Source organism: Aurantiacibacter hainanensis, from assembly GCF_036321025.1.
Classification (GTDB): domain Bacteria; phylum Pseudomonadota; class Alphaproteobacteria; order Sphingomonadales; family Sphingomonadaceae; genus Alteraurantiacibacter; species Alteraurantiacibacter hainanensis.
In genome coordinates this window covers 218,158-234,780 of record NZ_JAZAPB010000001.1, presented here as the reverse complement: position 1 = coordinate 234,780, position 16,623 = coordinate 218,158, and the positions used below count along the sequence as shown (strand labels likewise).

At 65.2% G+C, this 16,623-nt stretch carries 17 protein-coding genes; 7 read left to right on the top strand and 10 right to left on the bottom strand.

Features of this window, described 5'->3' with window-relative positions; genetic code table 11:
• The first annotated feature begins 20 nt into the window (after positions 1-20).
• Complete coding sequence (locus AAA989_RS01140; protein ID WP_338240584.1) at positions 21-254, top strand: hypothetical protein; 234 nt, start codon at positions 21-23, stop codon at positions 252-254.
• Here AAA989_RS01140 and AAA989_RS01135 read toward each other — a convergent pair.
• On the bottom strand, positions 251-1,780 hold the full coding sequence (locus tag AAA989_RS01135; RefSeq protein ID WP_338240582.1) for a TadA family conjugal transfer-associated ATPase: 1,530 nt from the start codon (positions 1,778-1,780) through the stop codon (positions 251-253). The two genes, AAA989_RS01140 and AAA989_RS01135, sit on opposite strands and share 4 nt — an antisense overlap.
• A 384-nt stretch (positions 1,781-2,164) precedes the next feature.
• Between AAA989_RS01135 and AAA989_RS01130 the strand changes: the two genes are divergently transcribed.
• The 4 genes from AAA989_RS01130 to AAA989_RS01115 are packed head-to-tail and all read left to right on the top strand — an operon-like array spanning position 2,165 to position 6,310.
• Positions 2,165-3,478 (top strand): flippase, encoded by a 1,314-nt coding sequence (locus AAA989_RS01130; RefSeq protein WP_338240581.1) that lies wholly within the window; start codon positions 2,165-2,167, stop codon positions 3,476-3,478.
• 48 nt (positions 3,479-3,526) lie between these two features.
• Positions 3,527-4,777: a glycosyltransferase gene (locus AAA989_RS01125; protein ID WP_338240580.1), complete on the top strand. Its 1,251-nt coding sequence runs from the start codon at positions 3,527-3,529 to the stop codon at positions 4,775-4,777.
• A complete protein-coding gene (locus AAA989_RS01120) occupies positions 4,767-5,525 on the top strand; it encodes a glycosyltransferase family 2 protein (RefSeq protein WP_338240579.1) in 759 nt (252 codons plus the stop codon). Before AAA989_RS01125 ends, AAA989_RS01120 begins: the two co-directional genes overlap by 11 nt.
• A complete protein-coding gene (locus AAA989_RS01115) occupies positions 5,522-6,310 on the top strand; it encodes a glycosyltransferase family 2 protein (RefSeq protein WP_338240578.1) in 789 nt (262 codons plus the stop codon). The genes AAA989_RS01120 and AAA989_RS01115 overlap by 4 nt, the downstream gene beginning before the upstream one ends.
• On the opposite strand, the gene AAA989_RS01110 is transcribed toward AAA989_RS01115, so the two are convergent.
• The 3 genes from AAA989_RS01110 to AAA989_RS01100 are packed head-to-tail and all read right to left on the bottom strand — an operon-like array spanning position 6,292 to position 10,074.
• Positions 6,292-7,368, bottom strand: coding sequence for a glycosyltransferase family 4 protein (locus AAA989_RS01110; protein ID WP_338240577.1), 1,077 nt, complete (start codon positions 7,366-7,368; stop codon positions 6,292-6,294). The genes AAA989_RS01115 and AAA989_RS01110 overlap by 19 nt on opposite strands.
• The gene (locus AAA989_RS01105; RefSeq protein WP_338240576.1) at positions 7,355-9,043 is read right to left on the bottom strand and encodes a hypothetical protein; all 1,689 of its coding nucleotides are present in this window, start codon (positions 9,041-9,043) and stop codon (positions 7,355-7,357) included. The genes AAA989_RS01110 and AAA989_RS01105 overlap by 14 nt, the downstream gene beginning before the upstream one ends.
• Positions 9,044-9,045: 2 nt before the next feature.
• Positions 9,046-10,074, bottom strand: coding sequence for a glycosyltransferase family 2 protein (locus AAA989_RS01100; RefSeq protein WP_338240575.1), 1,029 nt, complete (start codon positions 10,072-10,074; stop codon positions 9,046-9,048).
• A gap of 164 nt (positions 10,075-10,238) precedes the next feature.
• Here AAA989_RS01100 and AAA989_RS01095 point away from each other — a divergent pair, with 164 nt between their 5' ends.
• A complete protein-coding gene (locus AAA989_RS01095; RefSeq protein ID WP_338240574.1) occupies positions 10,239-11,144 on the top strand; it encodes a DMT family transporter in 906 nt (301 codons plus the stop codon).
• 11 nt (positions 11,145-11,155) lie between these two features.
• Complete coding sequence (locus AAA989_RS01090) at positions 11,156-11,434, top strand: HNH endonuclease (RefSeq protein WP_338240573.1); 279 nt, start codon at positions 11,156-11,158, stop codon at positions 11,432-11,434.
• Here AAA989_RS01090 and AAA989_RS01085 read toward each other — a convergent pair.
• From AAA989_RS01085 to atpA, 6 genes are read right to left on the bottom strand one after another with little or no spacing between them, the layout of a single operon-like run.
• Positions 11,431-12,003 (bottom strand): SAM-dependent methyltransferase, encoded by a 573-nt coding sequence (locus tag AAA989_RS01085; protein WP_338240572.1) that lies wholly within the window; start codon positions 12,001-12,003, stop codon positions 11,431-11,433. The two genes, AAA989_RS01090 and AAA989_RS01085, sit on opposite strands and share 4 nt — an antisense overlap.
• Before the next feature lie 37 nt (positions 12,004-12,040).
• Entirely contained in the window at positions 12,041-12,298 is a 258-nt protein-coding gene (locus AAA989_RS01080; protein ID WP_338240571.1) for an ATP synthase F1 subunit epsilon, read from the bottom strand.
• A 5-nt stretch (positions 12,299-12,303) separates the two neighbouring features.
• Positions 12,304-13,761 carry a F0F1 ATP synthase subunit beta gene (gene atpD, locus AAA989_RS01075; protein ID WP_338240570.1) on the bottom strand — a complete coding sequence of 486 codons (1,458 nt, stop codon included), beginning with the start codon at positions 13,759-13,761 and terminating at the stop codon, positions 12,304-12,306.
• 47 nt (positions 13,762-13,808) lie between these two features.
• Entirely contained in the window at positions 13,809-14,153 is a 345-nt protein-coding gene (locus AAA989_RS01070) for a hypothetical protein (RefSeq protein ID WP_338240569.1), read from the bottom strand.
• A 16-nt stretch (positions 14,154-14,169) separates the two neighbouring features.
• Positions 14,170-15,042 (bottom strand): F0F1 ATP synthase subunit gamma, encoded by an 873-nt coding sequence (locus tag AAA989_RS01065; RefSeq protein ID WP_338240568.1) that lies wholly within the window; start codon positions 15,040-15,042, stop codon positions 14,170-14,172.
• 30 nt (positions 15,043-15,072) lie between these two features.
• The gene (gene atpA, locus AAA989_RS01060; protein WP_338240567.1) at positions 15,073-16,602 is read right to left on the bottom strand and encodes a F0F1 ATP synthase subunit alpha; all 1,530 of its coding nucleotides are present in this window, start codon (positions 16,600-16,602) and stop codon (positions 15,073-15,075) included.
• Between the last annotated feature and the right edge of the window lie 21 nt (positions 16,603-16,623).

Here is a 16,623-nt window from a genome sequence, read left to right as displayed (position 1 = left end):
GCGCCCATATACCCGGCGCCATGCACCTGCCCCAGTGGATCAGATTTGCCAGCGACGCCACCTTGTACGGCCTGTGGGGCGGAGCATTCCTGCTCGTTTCCCTGCTGTCCGTGTGGGGCGATCGCCGCCGCGCGAAGCGCAGGGACGTGGACGACGTCGGCCTGATGCCGTGGCGCGATATCGGCGCACTTTCCGGTTTCCTGGGGCTCGCCCTGATGAGCTTTGCCGCCGTGGGCTGGCTGGCCGGGGGTTAGAGACAGGCCTCCAGGTACGCCTGGTCGAACCCGAACTGGCGGGCCTTTTCCAGGGTGTAGGGGCGCAGACCGGAAGAGCGGAACTCGCCCAGGATCTTGCCGTCCTCGCCTTCGTCCAGGTACTCGAACCCGAACAGCTCCTGCGTCACGATCACGTCGCCTTCCATTCCGATCACCTCGGTGACGTTGGTGGTGCGGCGCGAACCGTCGCGAAGGCGCTTCACCTGCACGATCAGGTCGACCGATTCGGCGATCTGGCGGCTGATGGCTTCCTTGGGGATCTTGATGTCGCCCATCAGGATCATGTTTTCCATACGGCCCAGGCACTCGCGCGGCGAGTTGGCGTGGAGCGTACACATGGAGCCATCGTGGCCGGTGTTCATGGCGGCGAGAAGGTCGAAACATTCCGCGCCACGAATTTCGCCCAGGATGATGCGGTCAGGGCGCATACGCAGGGCGTTCTTCACGAGGTCGCCGATGGTGATGGCACCCTGGCCTTCAAGGTTCGGCGGGCGGGTTTCCAGCGGCAGCCAGTGGGGCTGCTGCAGGCGGAGTTCGGCCGCGTCCTCGATGGTCAGCACGCGTTCGCCCGGGTCGATCATCTTCGACAGGGCGTTGAGCATGGTCGTCTTGCCCGAACCCGTACCGCCCGAGATGACGATGTTCATGCGGCACGCGCCGGCAATCTTCAGCGCGGTCGCCATCTTGTCGTTCATCGAGCCGAAGTTCTTGAGCATGTCGATGGTGATCGGCTTCTCGGAGAACTTACGAATGGAGATCGCGGTGCCGCGCAGCGACAGCGGCGGCACGATCACGTTCACACGGGATCCGTCCTTGAGACGGGCGTCGGCCAGCGGCGTCGTCTGGTCGACGCGGCGGCCGACCTGGTTCACGATGCGCTGGGCGATCTGGAACAGGTGCTGCTCGTCGCGGAACTTGATCGGGGCAAGCACCAGCTTGCCGCCCTTTTCGATGTAGGTCTGGTCCGGCCCGTTCACCATGATGTCGGACACGTCGGGGTCGCCCAGCAGCTCTTCCAGCGGGCCGAAGCCGAGCAGTTCGTCGATCAGCACCTTTTCCAGCGCGAACTGCTCGCGCCGGTTCAGCGTGACCTTCAGCTCGGCCAGCACTTCCATGATGATCGGGCGGAATTCCTCGGAAAGCTCTTCCTTGGTCAGCGTCGCCGCGGCCTCGGGATCGACGCGTTCCAGCAGGCGCGGCAGCACCTGTTCCTTGATCTTGTGAACGCTGGCCTCGAATCCGCCCAGTTCGCTCGTATTGTCGTGAACGGCGTTGGATCGATCCGCCAGGCGGCTCATCGCGTCGCCCCTGGGCGCTCCGGCTTTTACCGGCTCACCCTCTGCGGGGACGGGGGGGAACTGCTCGCCGCCGGAGCCGTCGCTCTTGTCATCGGACGACGACTTCTGCCCGGGGCTACCGCCGCGCATGGGCTTGGCCACGCCGAAGCTCGGACGTGCGCCCTTGGACATGCCACCTGCGCCGTTCTTGCGTCCGAATGCGCTCATCGTCTGCTATCCCCCTGAGGTCACAACCATCAATTCGAAATCCGACAGCCAGGCCGCCGTAACCAGCACGCAGCACTAGGCAGGAATGGTTAACAATTCGGAAAGCGTGGCCGATTGGCATGGCTGCAAATCACCTCCCGCCTGTCGCGGCAGGGCATTGGTGGCCCGGTGTGCGGAGAGCGGGTCTTTTCCGAAATGTTAACCATAGTAGCACAAAGGATTCCCTGACTGTTTGCGAGACACCAGGGGACAGATGGCAATGATCCGGCGGATCATACGTAAGGCACGACAGGAAGCATCTGCATTGCGGCCTGCACCGGCCTGTCTCCGTCGTGCGGCGAACCTGCCGCGGGCGTTCCGCAGCCACGAGGCGGCATAAGCGCCATGGTGCGCGGCTCTCTCTGGTTGATCGGCAGCAAGGCGGTAGCTCTTGTGGCGGCCTTTGCCGCCATGGTCGTCGTCAGCAGGTCTTTCGGACCGGAAGTGTTCGGACAGCTGGCCTTCGCGATTGCATTGGTGGGCCTTGTCGCGCCGTTGAGCGAGTTCGGTCTGAACGCCGTGGTGGTCAAGGCGATCGCGAGGAATCCCGAAAATTTCGGCGCCATTCTGGGTACGGCGCTGACCATGCGGGTTGCGGCCACGGCGCTTGCGCTCGCGATCGGCTGGGCTGCGATCCGGATCATGCGGCCCGACGATATTCAAACCCAGATGTTCGTCACGATCCTGCTGGCAGCCGAACTGTTGCGGGCGGGGGCCCTGTTTTCCTTGCGGCTGGAAGCCGACCGCCAGTTCGACACGATTGCGCTGGCGACGGGGGCCGTTTCCATCGTCTTCGCCGCGCTCAAGATCGTTCTCGTGACGCTTGGCCTGGGAATGAACGAACTGATCTGGGCCTATGCAGGCGAGATCGCCGTTACCGGGCCGCTGTTCGTGTTGCTCGAGCGGCTGCGTTGCGCGAAGACGCGGCTTTCCGTCGACCCGTCCTGCTTCCGGCGCCTTGCGAAACCCGCTTTCGTTCTCGCCTTTTCGGGTGTGCTTGCCGTGGCCAACCTCAAGATCGACCAGGTCATGGTGGGCCAGATCCTGGGTGACGGGGCGGCAGGCCAGTATGCCGTTGCCGCACGGCTCTCCGAGATGTGGTTCTTCGTGCCCGTCATGATCGCCGCGGCCGCCATGCCCGAACTGGTGAGCATGCAGCAAAGATCGAAATCGAAGATGACAGCGCGAATGGCCCGGCTGCTGGACGTGAATGTCGGACTGGGTCTCGTGGTGGCCCTGATCACGACTTTACTGGCACCCTGGGCAATAGACCTGCTGTTTGGCGCTCAATACGCCGCAGCCGCCCCCGTGCTCGTGTTGCATGTGTGGGGTGGAATCTTCGTCGCAATGCGAACTATGGCCAGCAAGTGGATAGTCCTGCACGAGATTTATGGCATGTCCGTCGTGTCGCACGGGGCAGGGGCGGCCATCAACATCGGGCTGAACCTCGCGCTAATTCCTGCGATGGGCCTGCAAGGCGCGGCTCTCGCAACCGTGATTTCCTATGCCGCGTCGGGCTATCTGGCATTTCATTTCCATCCCGGAACGCGGCCGCTTGCCAATGCCATGACGCGAAGCCTCCTCAGCCCGGTCCGCATCCCGCTTAAACTCGCACGTTCGCTGGTTGCCGGGAATGCGCTGGCCCGGCGGGAGCGATGACATGATCGCGGAACTCCACGGAAGCGATTTCGCAAGCGGGGGCGCGGCATGACCCGCGAGCCGTTGATCCTTCATGTCGCGGGAACGTCCTCCGGCGGGGCGGCCATCGGCGCGCGGCGCCTGGTCGCCGCGCAGCGGCGGGCCGGCATGGATGCGCAGTTGCTGGTATTGTTCGACAAGCAGCATGAGGACGACGTTTGCCGCGTGGGCACGTCCACGGGCCGCATGCGGGCGCGCCTTGCCCGCTTCATGGCCCGGCACCTGGCTTCGCGTTTCGCTTACGATGCGCCCGAAACCATGAGGTCGTTCGGTCTCGTGCCGACCGGCATAGGCAGGGCGGTCGCCGGACGCAGGCCCGATATCGTCCAATGGCACTGGATGGGCGCGGAGACGGCCTCGCTTGCCGAGCTGCTGGTTCCCGATGTCCCTTCGGTCTGGACCTGTCGCGATCACTGGATTGCCTGCGGTGCCGAGCATTTCCCCGCGACCGACGATTTCGCCAGCGGCTATGCGGATCGCCCGCGCCACGACCCGGATCGGTTGGTCTTCCTGCGCAAGCGCCGTCTCCTGAACGACTGGCCCGCGCACCTCGTCTGCCTCAGCCGCTGGTCGGCCGAGCAGGTGGCGCGAAGCCCGTTGACCCGTGACCGGCCGGTTACGGTGATCCCCAACACCATCGACTTCGATGCCTTTCCGCTGCTGGATCGCCGCGCCGCGCGGCTGGAACTGGGTATCGCGCCGGATGCGCATGTCATCGCATTCGGGGCGCAAGGCGGCACTTCCGACCCGCGAAAGGGCTTTGCCATTCTCCGCGAGGCGCTTGCGCAATTGGACGACAGCTTGCGGCAGCGAACAGTCCTTCTGACCTTCGGCGGCACCGGTTCCGGTCAAGATGGCATTGCCGGAATGACACGGGTCGAGGCGGGGCGGCAGGACGACCCCCGAAAGCTGGCCGGTGTCTACGCCGCCGCCGACGTGTTCGCCAATCCGTCCGTCGCGGAAACGTTCGGCAACACCACCCTAGAAGCACTCGCCTGCGGGACGCGCTGCGTCGCCTTTGACACGGGTGCTGCTTCCGAATTGATCGATGCGCCGCTGATTGGCGATGTGGTGCCCATCGCTGACGCCCAGGCCTTTTCCAGCGCGCTGGCGCGCCAGACCGAAGCGAGCGCGGAAGCGAAGGAGCGCGAGATGCGGCGAAGCCGGGTAAGGGCTGGTTTCAACGAAGCCAGGGTGGTGGAGGCCTATCGCAGGCTCTATGCGCAACTTTCGGAAAAAGGCCTTGCTGATGTCGGTTGATCGCCCCCTCGTTACTGTCGTTACGGCATCCTTCCGCGCCCTGGAGGACCTGCGTCAGACGGTGGAAAGCGTCGCGGCGCAGGGCCTCGACTGCGTCGAGCATGTCGTGATCGACGGCGGCTCGGACGACGGGACGCGCGAGTACCTCCAAAGCTGCGACAATGTTCGCTGGGTCAGCGAGCCCGACGAAGGGATTGCCGACGCCCTTAACAAGGGGGTCGCGATGGCGCGGGGTGAGTGGATCATAGTCCTGCAGGCGGGCGACCTGTTTTTCGACGATACGACGCTCGAACGCGCGATGCGGCATCTCGGCGAGGGATACGAAATCGTCAGCTTCGACGTGATCCTGCAGGAGGCTGACAGCGAGCGCCTGCTGCGCGCGAAGGGGTTTGGAACCACCTTCTCCTTCTTCATGTCGATGCCCCACCAGGGAGCCTTCTGCCGCCGCGACCTGCTTGAGCGGTGCGGCGGTTTCGATCCGACCTGCGCAGTCGCGCTGGATTACGACTTCTACTTCCGCGCGCGAGAGGCAGGGGTTGGCGTACGGGTCGTCAACGAGCCCCTTTCGCTCATGCCCGTAGGCGGTATCAGCACGCGAACGGACTGGCCTTCGGTAAGGCGAAGACTGGCGGAGGCGCGCAAACTGCACTTTCGCTATGCGCGAAACGCCGCCGAAACCGCCATCTACGCCGCGTTCTGGACCCTTTATCTACCGTACAAATGGTTCAGGATGAACCTGGCGCGATGATGCCACTCATCACCTTCGTGCTGCCGTTCTACAACGAGGAAGCTTATTTGCCGGCGACGCTGGCGAGCCTGGCCGCGCAGGACGACCGGCGTTTCGCGTTGCGCCTCGTGGACAATGGCTCTACCGACGAGAGTGCCGCGATCGTTCGCCACGCGACAGAGCGCATGGGCGACATCCGCGTCGAGTGCCTGGAGGAAAGGCGGCCGGGCAAGCTGTTTGCCCTGGCTTCCGGGTGCCGCGGGATCGAGACGCCGTTCATCGGCACGCTGGATGCGGACACCATCTATCCGCCCGGTTATGTGGGGACGATCCTCGACGAGTTCGCGCGCGACGAGCGCGCGGCGGCGGTCCTCGCTCTGCACGACGATTTCAGTAGGCCCGGCAAGGCAGGGCTTGTCAAGTGGCTGCAGATCGCCCTCCGCCCGGCCCACTGCCATTCCGGCGGCTGGGGACAGGCCTTTCGCCGCGATGCGTTCGAGGAGGTCGGAGGGTTCGACCCGGCACGCTGGCCCTTCGTGCTGGAAAACCACGAGATCGTTCACCAGGTGGCGCGGTTCGGACCGATCAGGTACCGCCGCGACCATGTCATCCGCACATCCGACCGCCGGAGCGAACGCACCTCGGTCGGATGGACGCTTGGCGAAAGGCTCGCCTACAAGGTCGTTCCGGGCAGGGCGGGGTCCTGGTTCTTTCACCGCGTCCTGGCGCCGCGCTTTTCCCGGCGCGGCCTCGATACGACTGCCCTGCGGGCAGGCGAGTGGCGGGATCAGCCCCTATCGAAATAGACCGCGACAGTTTCCTCGGCCACGCGGTCCCAGGAATATACCTCGCGGCTAAGGGCCTGAGCCTTTTCGGTGAAGGCCTGGCGCTTGTCTGATGGCCAGGCAGCCACGTCGTTGATCCTGGTGGCCCAGGCTTCGGCATCGCCGCTCGGCAGCAGGAATCCCGTTTCGCCGTCGATCACGGCGTCCGTCAATCCCCCGCTGGCCGCGGCGAGAACGAGCCCGCCAGCCGACGCCGCCTCGGGAGCGACGAGACCGAAGCCCTCATATTCTCCGTTGGGCAGATCGATATTCGGCACGATGACGCACAGCGCGGCACGATAGAGCCGGGCGAGGGCAGCAGGCTCCTGCGGCCCGAGAAATTCAACCCGCTCGTCGTCGAGCGCGGCCCGCTCGCTCTCGTCCCACACCGTGCCGGCGATCCTGAGCTGGATCCCTTCCGGCAGCGACGGCAACACCTCGCGCACGAACCAGCCGCAGCCCTTGCGTGCGACCAGCCTGCCAGCAAAGAGTATGAAGCTCTCGTGCCCCTCGGCTTTCCCGGCCTCCACCGGATCGGCGGCAAGGGGGATTACGCAGTGGGTGCGCCACCCGGTTTCGGCTGCCACCTGCGCGGTGGCGTGGGAGTTGGCAACCAGCCTGGCCCGGCCCAGCAGCCTTGCCCCGAGGCGCAGGTAGGCGCCGTAGAGCCGCCCGCGCAGGCCGCCGCGGCGGTGGTAGGCGACATCGGTCCCGTGGGCGGAGACCACCACTTTTGTCCTGCGTCCGGCAAGCAGACCGATCGGCCACAGCGCCAGGTCGCCAAGGTGGATGACGCGCGCCGGCCCGTGCCGCGCGGCAAGCCTGCGCACGACGGTGAATGGGAAAAGCAGCAGGGATGCGACACCGGGCGGCATTCCGCCTGCGCGCCCCGGCAGGCTAATGACCTGGACGGGATGCCTCCGGGCGATCTCCTGGGTCAGGCGCACCGAGTAGGTCTCCATTCCGCCGGTAGCCGGCGCCCACTTGCGGGTAATGAAGACGATCTCGGGCTCGTCCCCTGTGACGTCAGTAGAGGGCATATATCGGCCCCGGCTCGACAGGCGCGGCCGGAGGCTGCAGGCGTTCTCCCCAGACGAGGCGGACGTTCGCCTCTCCGGTCAGTTCGATGGCATGATCGCCCCTCTCGAGCGTCACCACCGCGCCTTCCGCGATGACCCGGCCGTCGATGGAGATGTCTCCGCCTTCCACGGTGTACGGGCCCGGCACGAGAAACTCCTCGACGAAGCTTCCACGCCGGTCGGAAAAATCCTTGCCGGCGATCCAGATCGGCCACGAGAACTCGATGTAATTGTCGCGCAGCGCTTGCTCGTCCGGCGCCAGCAGCAACCCGTCCAGCCTGCCGGAGATCATCTCGTCGAGCTCGGGATAGTTGGCGAGGAACAAAGGCACGGTTTCGCGCTCCATCGCCTTGCGATAGCGCGGCTCGCCCGACATGCGATAGCTCTGCAGGCCCCACAAGGTCATGAAGCCGTTGGCCTTGGGCCAGCCGCCGAGCATGTAGTTATGATCGAAATAGGTGACCGGCGCGGGGAAGATCGCGTGCACGTTGCGCTCGATCTGGCGCTGCCGGTCGATCAGACCGCGATCCTCGGTCAGCCAGATGCCCGTACCCAGCAGGGCCAGCACGATTGCGACGAGGCGAAGATCGTAGCGGCGCACCAGCCATTCCAGCGCGGGGACAACCGCAATCGCAAGCGGAGCGAGGATGAAGGCGTAAAAGTAGGGGAGCGTGTTGGTGTAGAAGGCGATGGTGCTGATCGGCAGCCAGAGACCCAGCAGTGCCGCCTTTTCCGAAACTCCCCGCTCCGAGCGCAGGAGCATGAACGGCAGTACGGCGATCATGACGGTAAAGGCCGGGGCGCTTGCCGCAGCCTTGATCGCGAGTTGCCAGTAGAGCGGGATGCCGAGGAAGAAGGAGTAGTTGCCGGCTTCGCCGATCTGTGCGCCGGCGTCGGTGCCGGCGCCGGAAACCGCCGTCACCCCGGTCGCGTGATAGGCGTAGAGTGCCGCGAAGAAACCAAGCGCCGCCAGCGGACAGGCGGCGATCCGCGCCAGTTCCGTCCGGCTCCACCCGGCATCGGCGGCGCGCCACCAGGCGAGGCCGAGAAAGGCGGGAAGGTAGAGAGCGACCTTGATCGTCACCATGGCGGCGAGCCCGGCGAACAGGCCGAAGGCCAGGATGCCTGCAAGGCGCAGTCGCGCACTGGCGAGCACGGCGAGCGAGGCGCAGAGCAGCGCGGTCGCAATCGGGTCCACACGGAAGGAGAAACCGTGCTGCATGACCATCCCGGCGGAAAGGTAGGTAAGCGGTGCCAGCAGCGCGACTCTGTCTTCCACGAAGCGCCGCGCCACCAGATACAGGGAGCCCAGCGTGACCAGCTCGAAACCGAACATCGCCACGCGCGCGGCGACCACGTGATCGGTGCTGGTTCCGAACAGGGATGGGAGCCACGCGAAGAGGCGCACATGGAAGGTCTGCAGGGTGCGGTCGAGCCGTCCCTCGGAGAACCAGACCACCTCACGGAAATAGGAATACTCGTCCCAGTTGATGGCCCGGGTGAAGATCATCGTGAATTGCAGAGCCGCCAGCAGGCCCAGCATGGCGAGCGGCCAGAAACGGCTGTCCGCCGCGCGCCAGGCAACGGCGGTAGGTTCGCGGGGCGCGGTCATCGCCTCGCCGGCGGCGGTCGCCATCGTCAGCGTTCCTTGCTTCCGGCGATGGCGACGAGCCTTGCCGCCTCGCCAACCTCGGCACTCTCCTGCGGACGGGCGGCGACGCTCGCCACCTTCTCTTCGATCTCGCGCAGCTTCTGCAGGTTCATTTCCAGCAGCTTGCGATTGGTGGCGATCAGGTCCGCCAGGATGCCCAGCACCGACATGATCGTGCCCAGCATTAGCAGTGCGCCGCCGATCACCAGCGATTGCAGGTGGCCGTCGCCGTCTCCGTTGAGCCAGAACCACAGGAACCGAAAGATCGGTAGTGCGCCGAGCATGGCGGTCACAAGGCCGGTGCCCACGAACACGCGCAGGGCATTGTGCGTGGTATAGGCGCGCATGATGGTGACGCCGGTCTGTCCGATGAAGCCGGGGATCGACTTGAACAGGCGGCTAGGCCGGGCTGCGGCATGGGTGCGCACGGGCACCGTCGCGATGGCCAGCCGCTTGCGACCGGCCTGGATCAGCATGTCCGTGGTATAGGAAAATTCGGTCGTGATGTTGATGCGGCGCGCGGCTTCCCGGCTGATGGCGCGAAACCCGCTCACGGCATCGTTCACCTGTGTGCCCGCGAGGCGCTGCACGACCGCGCTGCCCAGCTTTTGCAGGGTGCGCTTGAAGGGAGAGAAGTGGGCATTGTCGGCCACGCCGCGGTCGCCGACCACGATATCCGCTTCCCCTGCCAGGATCGGCTGCACCAAAGCGGCGATATCGGCGCCCTCGTACTGCCCGTCGGCATCGGTGTTCACGATGATGTCGGCACCCTGCGCCAGCGCCGCGTCGATGCCGCTGCGGTAGGCGGCGGCAAGTCCGCGGTTGCGGCGATGCTGCACCACGTGGTGCACGCCCCACTGGCGCGCAACCTGCGCGGTGCCGTCGGTGCTGCCATCGTCGATCACCAGGAATTCGATGCAATCGATACCCTCGATCCGCCGCGGAAGCCGGGCCAGCGTCTCTGGCAGGTGTTCCACCTCGTTCAGGCAGGGAATCTGGATTATCAGCTTCGTCATCGGGCCCCCGGGTTTGCGCCCCTGCGGGGGCGCGCCATAGGGCTTTGTTAAGCATGACCGTTTAACGCTTCGTAAAATTCCGCCGAGACTTGCGAACGAAAGCGTTTGCCCGCTGCGCCCGTGCCTCCTAAGCGGCCTGCACCGCGTTTGAAGGGCAGGAATTCATGCAACAATCGGATCGGCCGGGGCTGCTGTTCGCACTGGCCGGATTCTGCACGCTCACCATCGGTGACAGCATCGTGAAGGGCATCGACGGGGCATGGGCGCCAACCGCCATCGCGGCCTGGCGATATGGCCTGGGCGCGCTGGGCCTGACCGCGATCCTGCTGATGAAGGAAGGCGTGCAGCCTCTGCGCAATATCCCCAATCCCGGCATGCAGTGGTTGCGCGGGGCAGGGGTGGGCGTTGCCACCATCTGCTTCTTCGCCAGTGTCTGGCTGATGCCGCTGACCGAGGCGATTGCCCTCGTCTTCACCCAGCCGATGTTCACCGCAATCCTGGCCGCCGTGTTCCTGGGTGAGAAACTGCGCTGGCAAACCGTAGCGGCAACGCTCGTCGCGTTCGTTGGCGTGCTGATCGTGCTGAGGCCCAATTTCGCGGAGATCGGGCTGGCGGCACTGCTGCCGCTGGGCGCGGCCTTCGGCATGTCCGTGCTCGTCACGGCCAATCGCGCGGTCGCGGGCAGGGGCAGCGCTCTGGCGATGCAGGCCTATGTCGCCCTTTTCGCCACCGTCATCCTCGTGGCAGCCATGGTTCTCGGCCATTTCAGCGGCCTGGCGCAACTGGAGGTGCACTGGCCCGTCTGGCACATCTGGGCCCGGGTCGCGATCATCGCGGTGACGGCCAGCGCGGCGCACTGGCTGATCTACATGGGGACGGAGCGGGCCGGTGCGGCCACGGTCGCCCCGATGACATACGGCCAGCTGATCGCCGCTTCGCTGATAGGCTATTTCTTCTTCGCCGAAGTCCCGGACCTGACGGCGATGGCGGGCGCAGCCCTGATCGTGATGGCGGGCCTCTGGCTGTGGTACGAGGGGCGCGTGCGCAAGGGCACCAAGGCCCCTGCCTGAGATCGACGCGGATGGATGATGCCCGCAAATGCTGGCTTTGTGAAAGACCGCTGGGGCGGCGCGTTCAGTATCACCATACGGTGCCCAAGGCGAAGAAGGGCCGGGAAACCGTGCCCGTGCACCCGATCTGCCACCGCACGATCCACGCGCATTTCACCAATGCGGAACTGGCCCGGTCAGAGGGCGAGCGCGATTTCGTCGTGGCGCATGACGAGGTGGCGAAGTTCCTTCGCAGGATCGCCGACAAGCCGCCCGATTTCCACGCGCCAACGCGGCGTGGGCGGAGCTAGCCGGCGTCCTGCTCTTCGTCCGGCAGGACGCTGGGGAAGCCGTCGATGAATTCCACCGGGACGGTCCACTTGAAGACCTTGCGGTTCTCGACTTCCTTTTCGACGTCCGGAATCCAGCCGCCCATGGCAAAGGCATGGCTGACGACCTGAGAGCCTGGCTCCATCTGCTCCAGGATCCGAGGACGCAGGCGCAGGTTCTGGGTCGGACCGAGGTATAAGGCCAGGACGTCGACCCCGGTCAGGTCTGTTTCGAACAGGTCCTGCTTGCGAAACTCCACCAGGTCCTCGACGCCTGCCTCGCGCGCGTTCTGCCTTGCACGTTCCAGCAAGGCGTCGTCGATCTCGATACCGACCCCCCTGATGCCGTAATCGCGCGCCGCGGCGATCACGATGCGGCCGTCGCCCGATCCCAGGTCGTAGATGACGTCGCCTTCCTCGATCTCGGCAAGGCGGAGCAGTTCATCCACCACGGCCGGCGGGGTGGGGATGTAGTGGATGTCCTGGCTCGTATCGACGCAGGATGATGCGGCCAGCAACGCGGTTGCCGCCAGTGCGATCCTTGCCGTCATGGTGCCCCTTCTGCGCAAGTGAGGGGCAGGTCCGCGCTCAGTCTTCTACGTGTTCGGCAAGGACCGTCAGGCCCTTGTCGCCCACTTCGGCAAAGCCGCCGCGTACTTCGATGCTCTCCGGGCTGCCGCCCTCGGTCTTGTAGACCTGCACCGCGCCATCGCGGATGGTCGACATGAAGGGCGCATGGCCCTCCAGCACGCCGAACTCGCCCTCGCTGCCGGGGACGACCACCATGTGGACGTCCTCGGAGCGGACCAGCTTGCTCGGCGTGACCAGTTCGAAGTGGAGTGCCATCTGGATCAGGCTTCCTCGGCCATTTTCTGGGCCTTCTCGACGGCTTCGTCGATGCCGCCGACCATGTAGAAGGCAGATTCGGGAAGGTGATCGTATTCGCCTTCGACCACCGCCTTGAACGAGCGGACGGTGTCTTCCAGCTGCACGAACTTGCCGGGGATGTTGGTGAACACCTCGGCCACGTGGAAGGGCTGGGACAGGAAGCGCTGGATTTTGCGGGCGCGCTGCACGGTCAGCTTATCCTCTTCGGAAAGCTCGTCCATGCCCAGGATGGCGATGATGTCCTGCAGGCTCTTGTACTTCTGCAGCGTCTCCTGGACCTTGCGCGCGGTCTCGTAGTGCTCCTGGCCCACGACGCGCGGTTCGAGAACGCGGCTGGTCGAGTCCAGTGGGTCCACCGCCGGGTAGATGCCCAGCTCGGAAATCGCGCGGTTCAGCGTGGTCGTCGCGTCAAGGTGCGCGAACGAGGTTGCAGGGGCAGGGTCGGTGAGGTCGTCCGCGGGAACGTAGATGGCCTGCACCGAGGTGATCGAACCCTTGTTGGTGGAGGTGATGCGTTCCTGCAGGTTGCCCATGTCGGTGGACAGCGTCGGCTGATAGCCCACGGCCGAAGGAATACGGCCGAGCAGGGCGGACACTTCCGAACCGGCCTGGGTGAAGCGGAAGATGTTGTCCACGAAGAACAGCACGTCCTGGCCTTCCTGGTCGCGGAAGTATTCGGCCATGGTCAGGCCCGAGAGCGCCACGCGGGCACGCGCGCCGGGAGGCTCGTTCATCTGGCCGAAGACGAGGGCCACCTTGGAGCCTTCGCTGATCGCCTCGCCAGCTTCGTTCTTGGCGATAACGCCTGCGTCGAGGAATTCGTGGTAGAGGTCGTTGCCCTCGCGGGTACGCTCACCCACGCCCGCGAAGACGGACACGCCGCCGTGGCCCTTGGCGATGTTGTTGATCAGTTCCTGGATCAGCACGGTCTTGCCCACGCCGGCACCGCCGAACAGGCCGATCTTGCCGCCCTTGGCGTAGGGCGCGAGCAGGTCGATCACCTTGATGCCGGTGACGAGAATGTCGGCTTCGGTCGACTGGTCGACGAACAGCGGGGCCTCGGCGTGGATCGGCATGGTCATATCCGCACCGATCGGACCGCGCTCGTCGATGGGCTCGCCCACGACGTTCATGATGCGGCCCAGCGTCTTGGGGCCTACGGGCACGGAAATCTGGCTGCCGGTGGCAATCACTTCCTGACCGCGGACGAGGCCGTCGGTGCCGTCCATGGCGATGGTGCGCACGGTGTTCTCGCCGAGGTGCTGAGCGACTTCGAGGACCAGCGTCTGCCCGCCGTTCTTCGTCTCCAGCGCGGAGAGGATGGGCGGAAGCTCGCCCGGGAAGGTCACGTCGACGACGGCGCCGATGACCTGGGCGATCGTGCCGTTGGTGGTCTGGTTGATAGCGGGTGCGGTAGCCATGTTAGGTTTCCTGTGGCGTTCGGATGTGTGTCTGTGGCGGGGTCGAGTTACTGGGTGCAGACCGTCTCGGCATCGGCGATGATCCAGGCTTCGCCCGTCTCGTCGAGTTGGAGGGTCGCGTCGTTGCGCATGTATTCGTCGTCACCCAGGCTGAATTCGCAAGAAGCGGTTTCCGCACCCATCGCGCGCTTGCAGATGGATTCGTTGACGGCTTCCGCCTCGGGGCAGGTCGCGGCGTAGAGTTCCGAGAACAGGGCTTCGTCCGGCGCAGGTGCGGAAGGTGTCGGCTCGGGCGCGGCGACCGGTGCGGCCGTCGCTTCGGGAGCGGGTTCCTCGCCGCAGGCGGCCAGCGCCAGGGCAGGGAGGAGGAGAAGGGGGGCGTAGAATTTCACGTGATTTCGTCCTGCTTCAGAGTGCTTCCGCACCCGCGATGATTTCAATCAGTTCGGTGGTGATCGCGGCCTGGCGGCTGCGGTTGTATTCGATGGTGAGATCCTCGATCAGCTCGCCGGCATTGCGGGTCGCATTGTCCATCGCGGTCATCGAGGCACCCTGTTCGCTGGCCTCGCGTTCGAGCAAGGCACCGAAGAGCTGCGTCTTGATGTAGCGCGGCAGCAGGTCCTCGAGGATTTCCTCCTCGCCCGGCTCGTATTCCACGACGGAGGCCGTCTCCTCCACGCTTTCGGGCGAGGGGACGGGCAGCAGCTGCGTGGTGGTCGGGTCCTGCGACAGCGCGCTCTTGAAGATCGGGTAGATCAGGTGGGCGACGTCGAATTCGCCCTTCTCGAACTTCGCCACCAGCTCGTCCGCGATCTTCTCCGCTTCGGCGAAGTCGGGGTTCTTCATGTCGCTGGTGTCGTAGTGCGCGTCGATCCGGTCGGCAAAGTCGCGCTTGATCGGGGCACGGCCCTTCTTGCCGACCAGGTAGAACTGCACGCTCTTGCCTTCGGCCATGAGCTTCCTGGCCTGCTTCTTGGCCTCTTTCACGATGTTCGCGTTGAGACCGCCGCACAGGCCCTTGTCGGTGTTGACGACCACCAGCAGGTGCTTCTGGTCGTTGCCGGTGCCGCGCAGCAGCAGCGGCGCGCTGTCGGAATCGCCGACCTTGGCCGCCAGCGCGCCCATCACGCCGGCCAGCCGCTCCGCATAGGGGCGCGCTTCCTCGGCGGCCATCTGCGCCTTACGCAGCTTCGCCGCGGCGACCATCTGCTTCGCCTTGGTGATCTTCTGCGTGGACTTGACCGACTTGATCCGGTCCTTGAGTTCCTTGAGGCTAGCCATTTCGGCTCCCTATCAATCTCTGGTTCCGGATCAGGCGAACTGCTTGGCGAAGGTGTCGAGCGCGCTCTTCACCTTCTCGCGCGTGTCGTCCTCGAACTTGCCGGTGTCGGCGATCGTCTTCAGCACGTCGGCATGCTCGTTGCGCATGTAGCTGAGCATGGCGGCTTCGTACTCGGTCACGCGGTCGACGGCGACACTGTCGATGTAGCCGTTGGTGCCCGCGAAGATCGACACGACCTGCTCTTCCATCGGCATGGGCGAGAACTGCGGCTGCTTCAGCAGCTCGGTCAGGCGCGCACCGCGGTTCAGCAGGCGCTGGGTCGAGGGATCGAGGTCCGAACCGAACTGCGCGAAGGCCGCCATCTCGCGGTACTGCGCCAGCTCCAGCTTGATGGAGCCCGCAACCTTCTTCATCGCCTTGGTCTGGGCCGCACCGCCCACGCGCGACACCGAGAGGCCGACGTTGATGGCGGGACGGATGCCCTGGTAGAACAGGTCGGTCTCGAGGAAGATCTGGCCGTCGGTGATGGAGATCACGTTGGTCGGGATGTAGGCCGACACGTCGCCTGCCTGCGTCTCGATGATCGGCAGCGCGGTGAGCGAGCCGCCACCGTTCTCGTCGTTCATCTTCGCCGCGCGTTCGAGCAGGCGGGAGTGCAGGTAGAACACGTCGCCCGGATAGGCTTCGCGGCCCGGAGGACGGCGCAGAAGCAGCGACATCTGGCGATAGGCCACGGCCTGCTTCGAAAGGTCGTCGTACACGATCACGGCGTGCATGCCGTTGTCGCGGAAGAATTCGCCCATGGCGCAGCCGGTGTAGGGCGCCAGGTACTGCAGCGGAGCGGGCTCCGACGCGGTGGCGGCAACCACGATGGAGTATTCCATCGCGCCATTCTCTTCGAGGCTCTTCACGATCTGCGCGACGGTGGAGCGCTTCTGGCCCACGGCGACGTAGATGCAGTAGAGCTTCTTCGTCTCGTCGTCGCCCTGGTGCGCGTCCTTCTGGTTGATGAAGGTGTCGATGGCGACGGCGCTCTTGCCGGTCTGACGGTCACCGATGATCAGCTCGCGCTGGCCGCGGCCGACGGGGACGAGGGCGTCGATGGCCTTGAGGCCCGACTGCACGGGCTCGTCCACGGACTTGCGCGGGATGATCCCGGGAGCCTTCACTTCCACGCGCTGGCGGGTGGTGTCGGTGATCGGGCCCTTGCCGTCGATCGGGTTGCCCAGCGCGTCGACCACGCGGCCCAGCAGGCCCTTGCCGACCGGCACGTCCACGATGGTGCCGGTGCGCTTGACGGTGTCACCTTCCTTGATGTTGGAGTCCGATCCGAAGATCACGACACCGACATTGTCGGCTTCCAGGTTCAGCGCCATGCCCTGAACGCCATCGCTGAATTCCACCATCTCGCCGGCCTGAACGTTGTCGAGGCCGTGGATGCGGGCAATGCCGTCACCCACCGAGAGGACGGAACCCACTTCGCTGACTTCGGCTTCGGTGCCGAAGTTGGCGATCTGGTTCTTGATGACCTTGGAGATTTCTGCGGCGCGGATATCCATTGCAATAAGCCTTCTTGTATA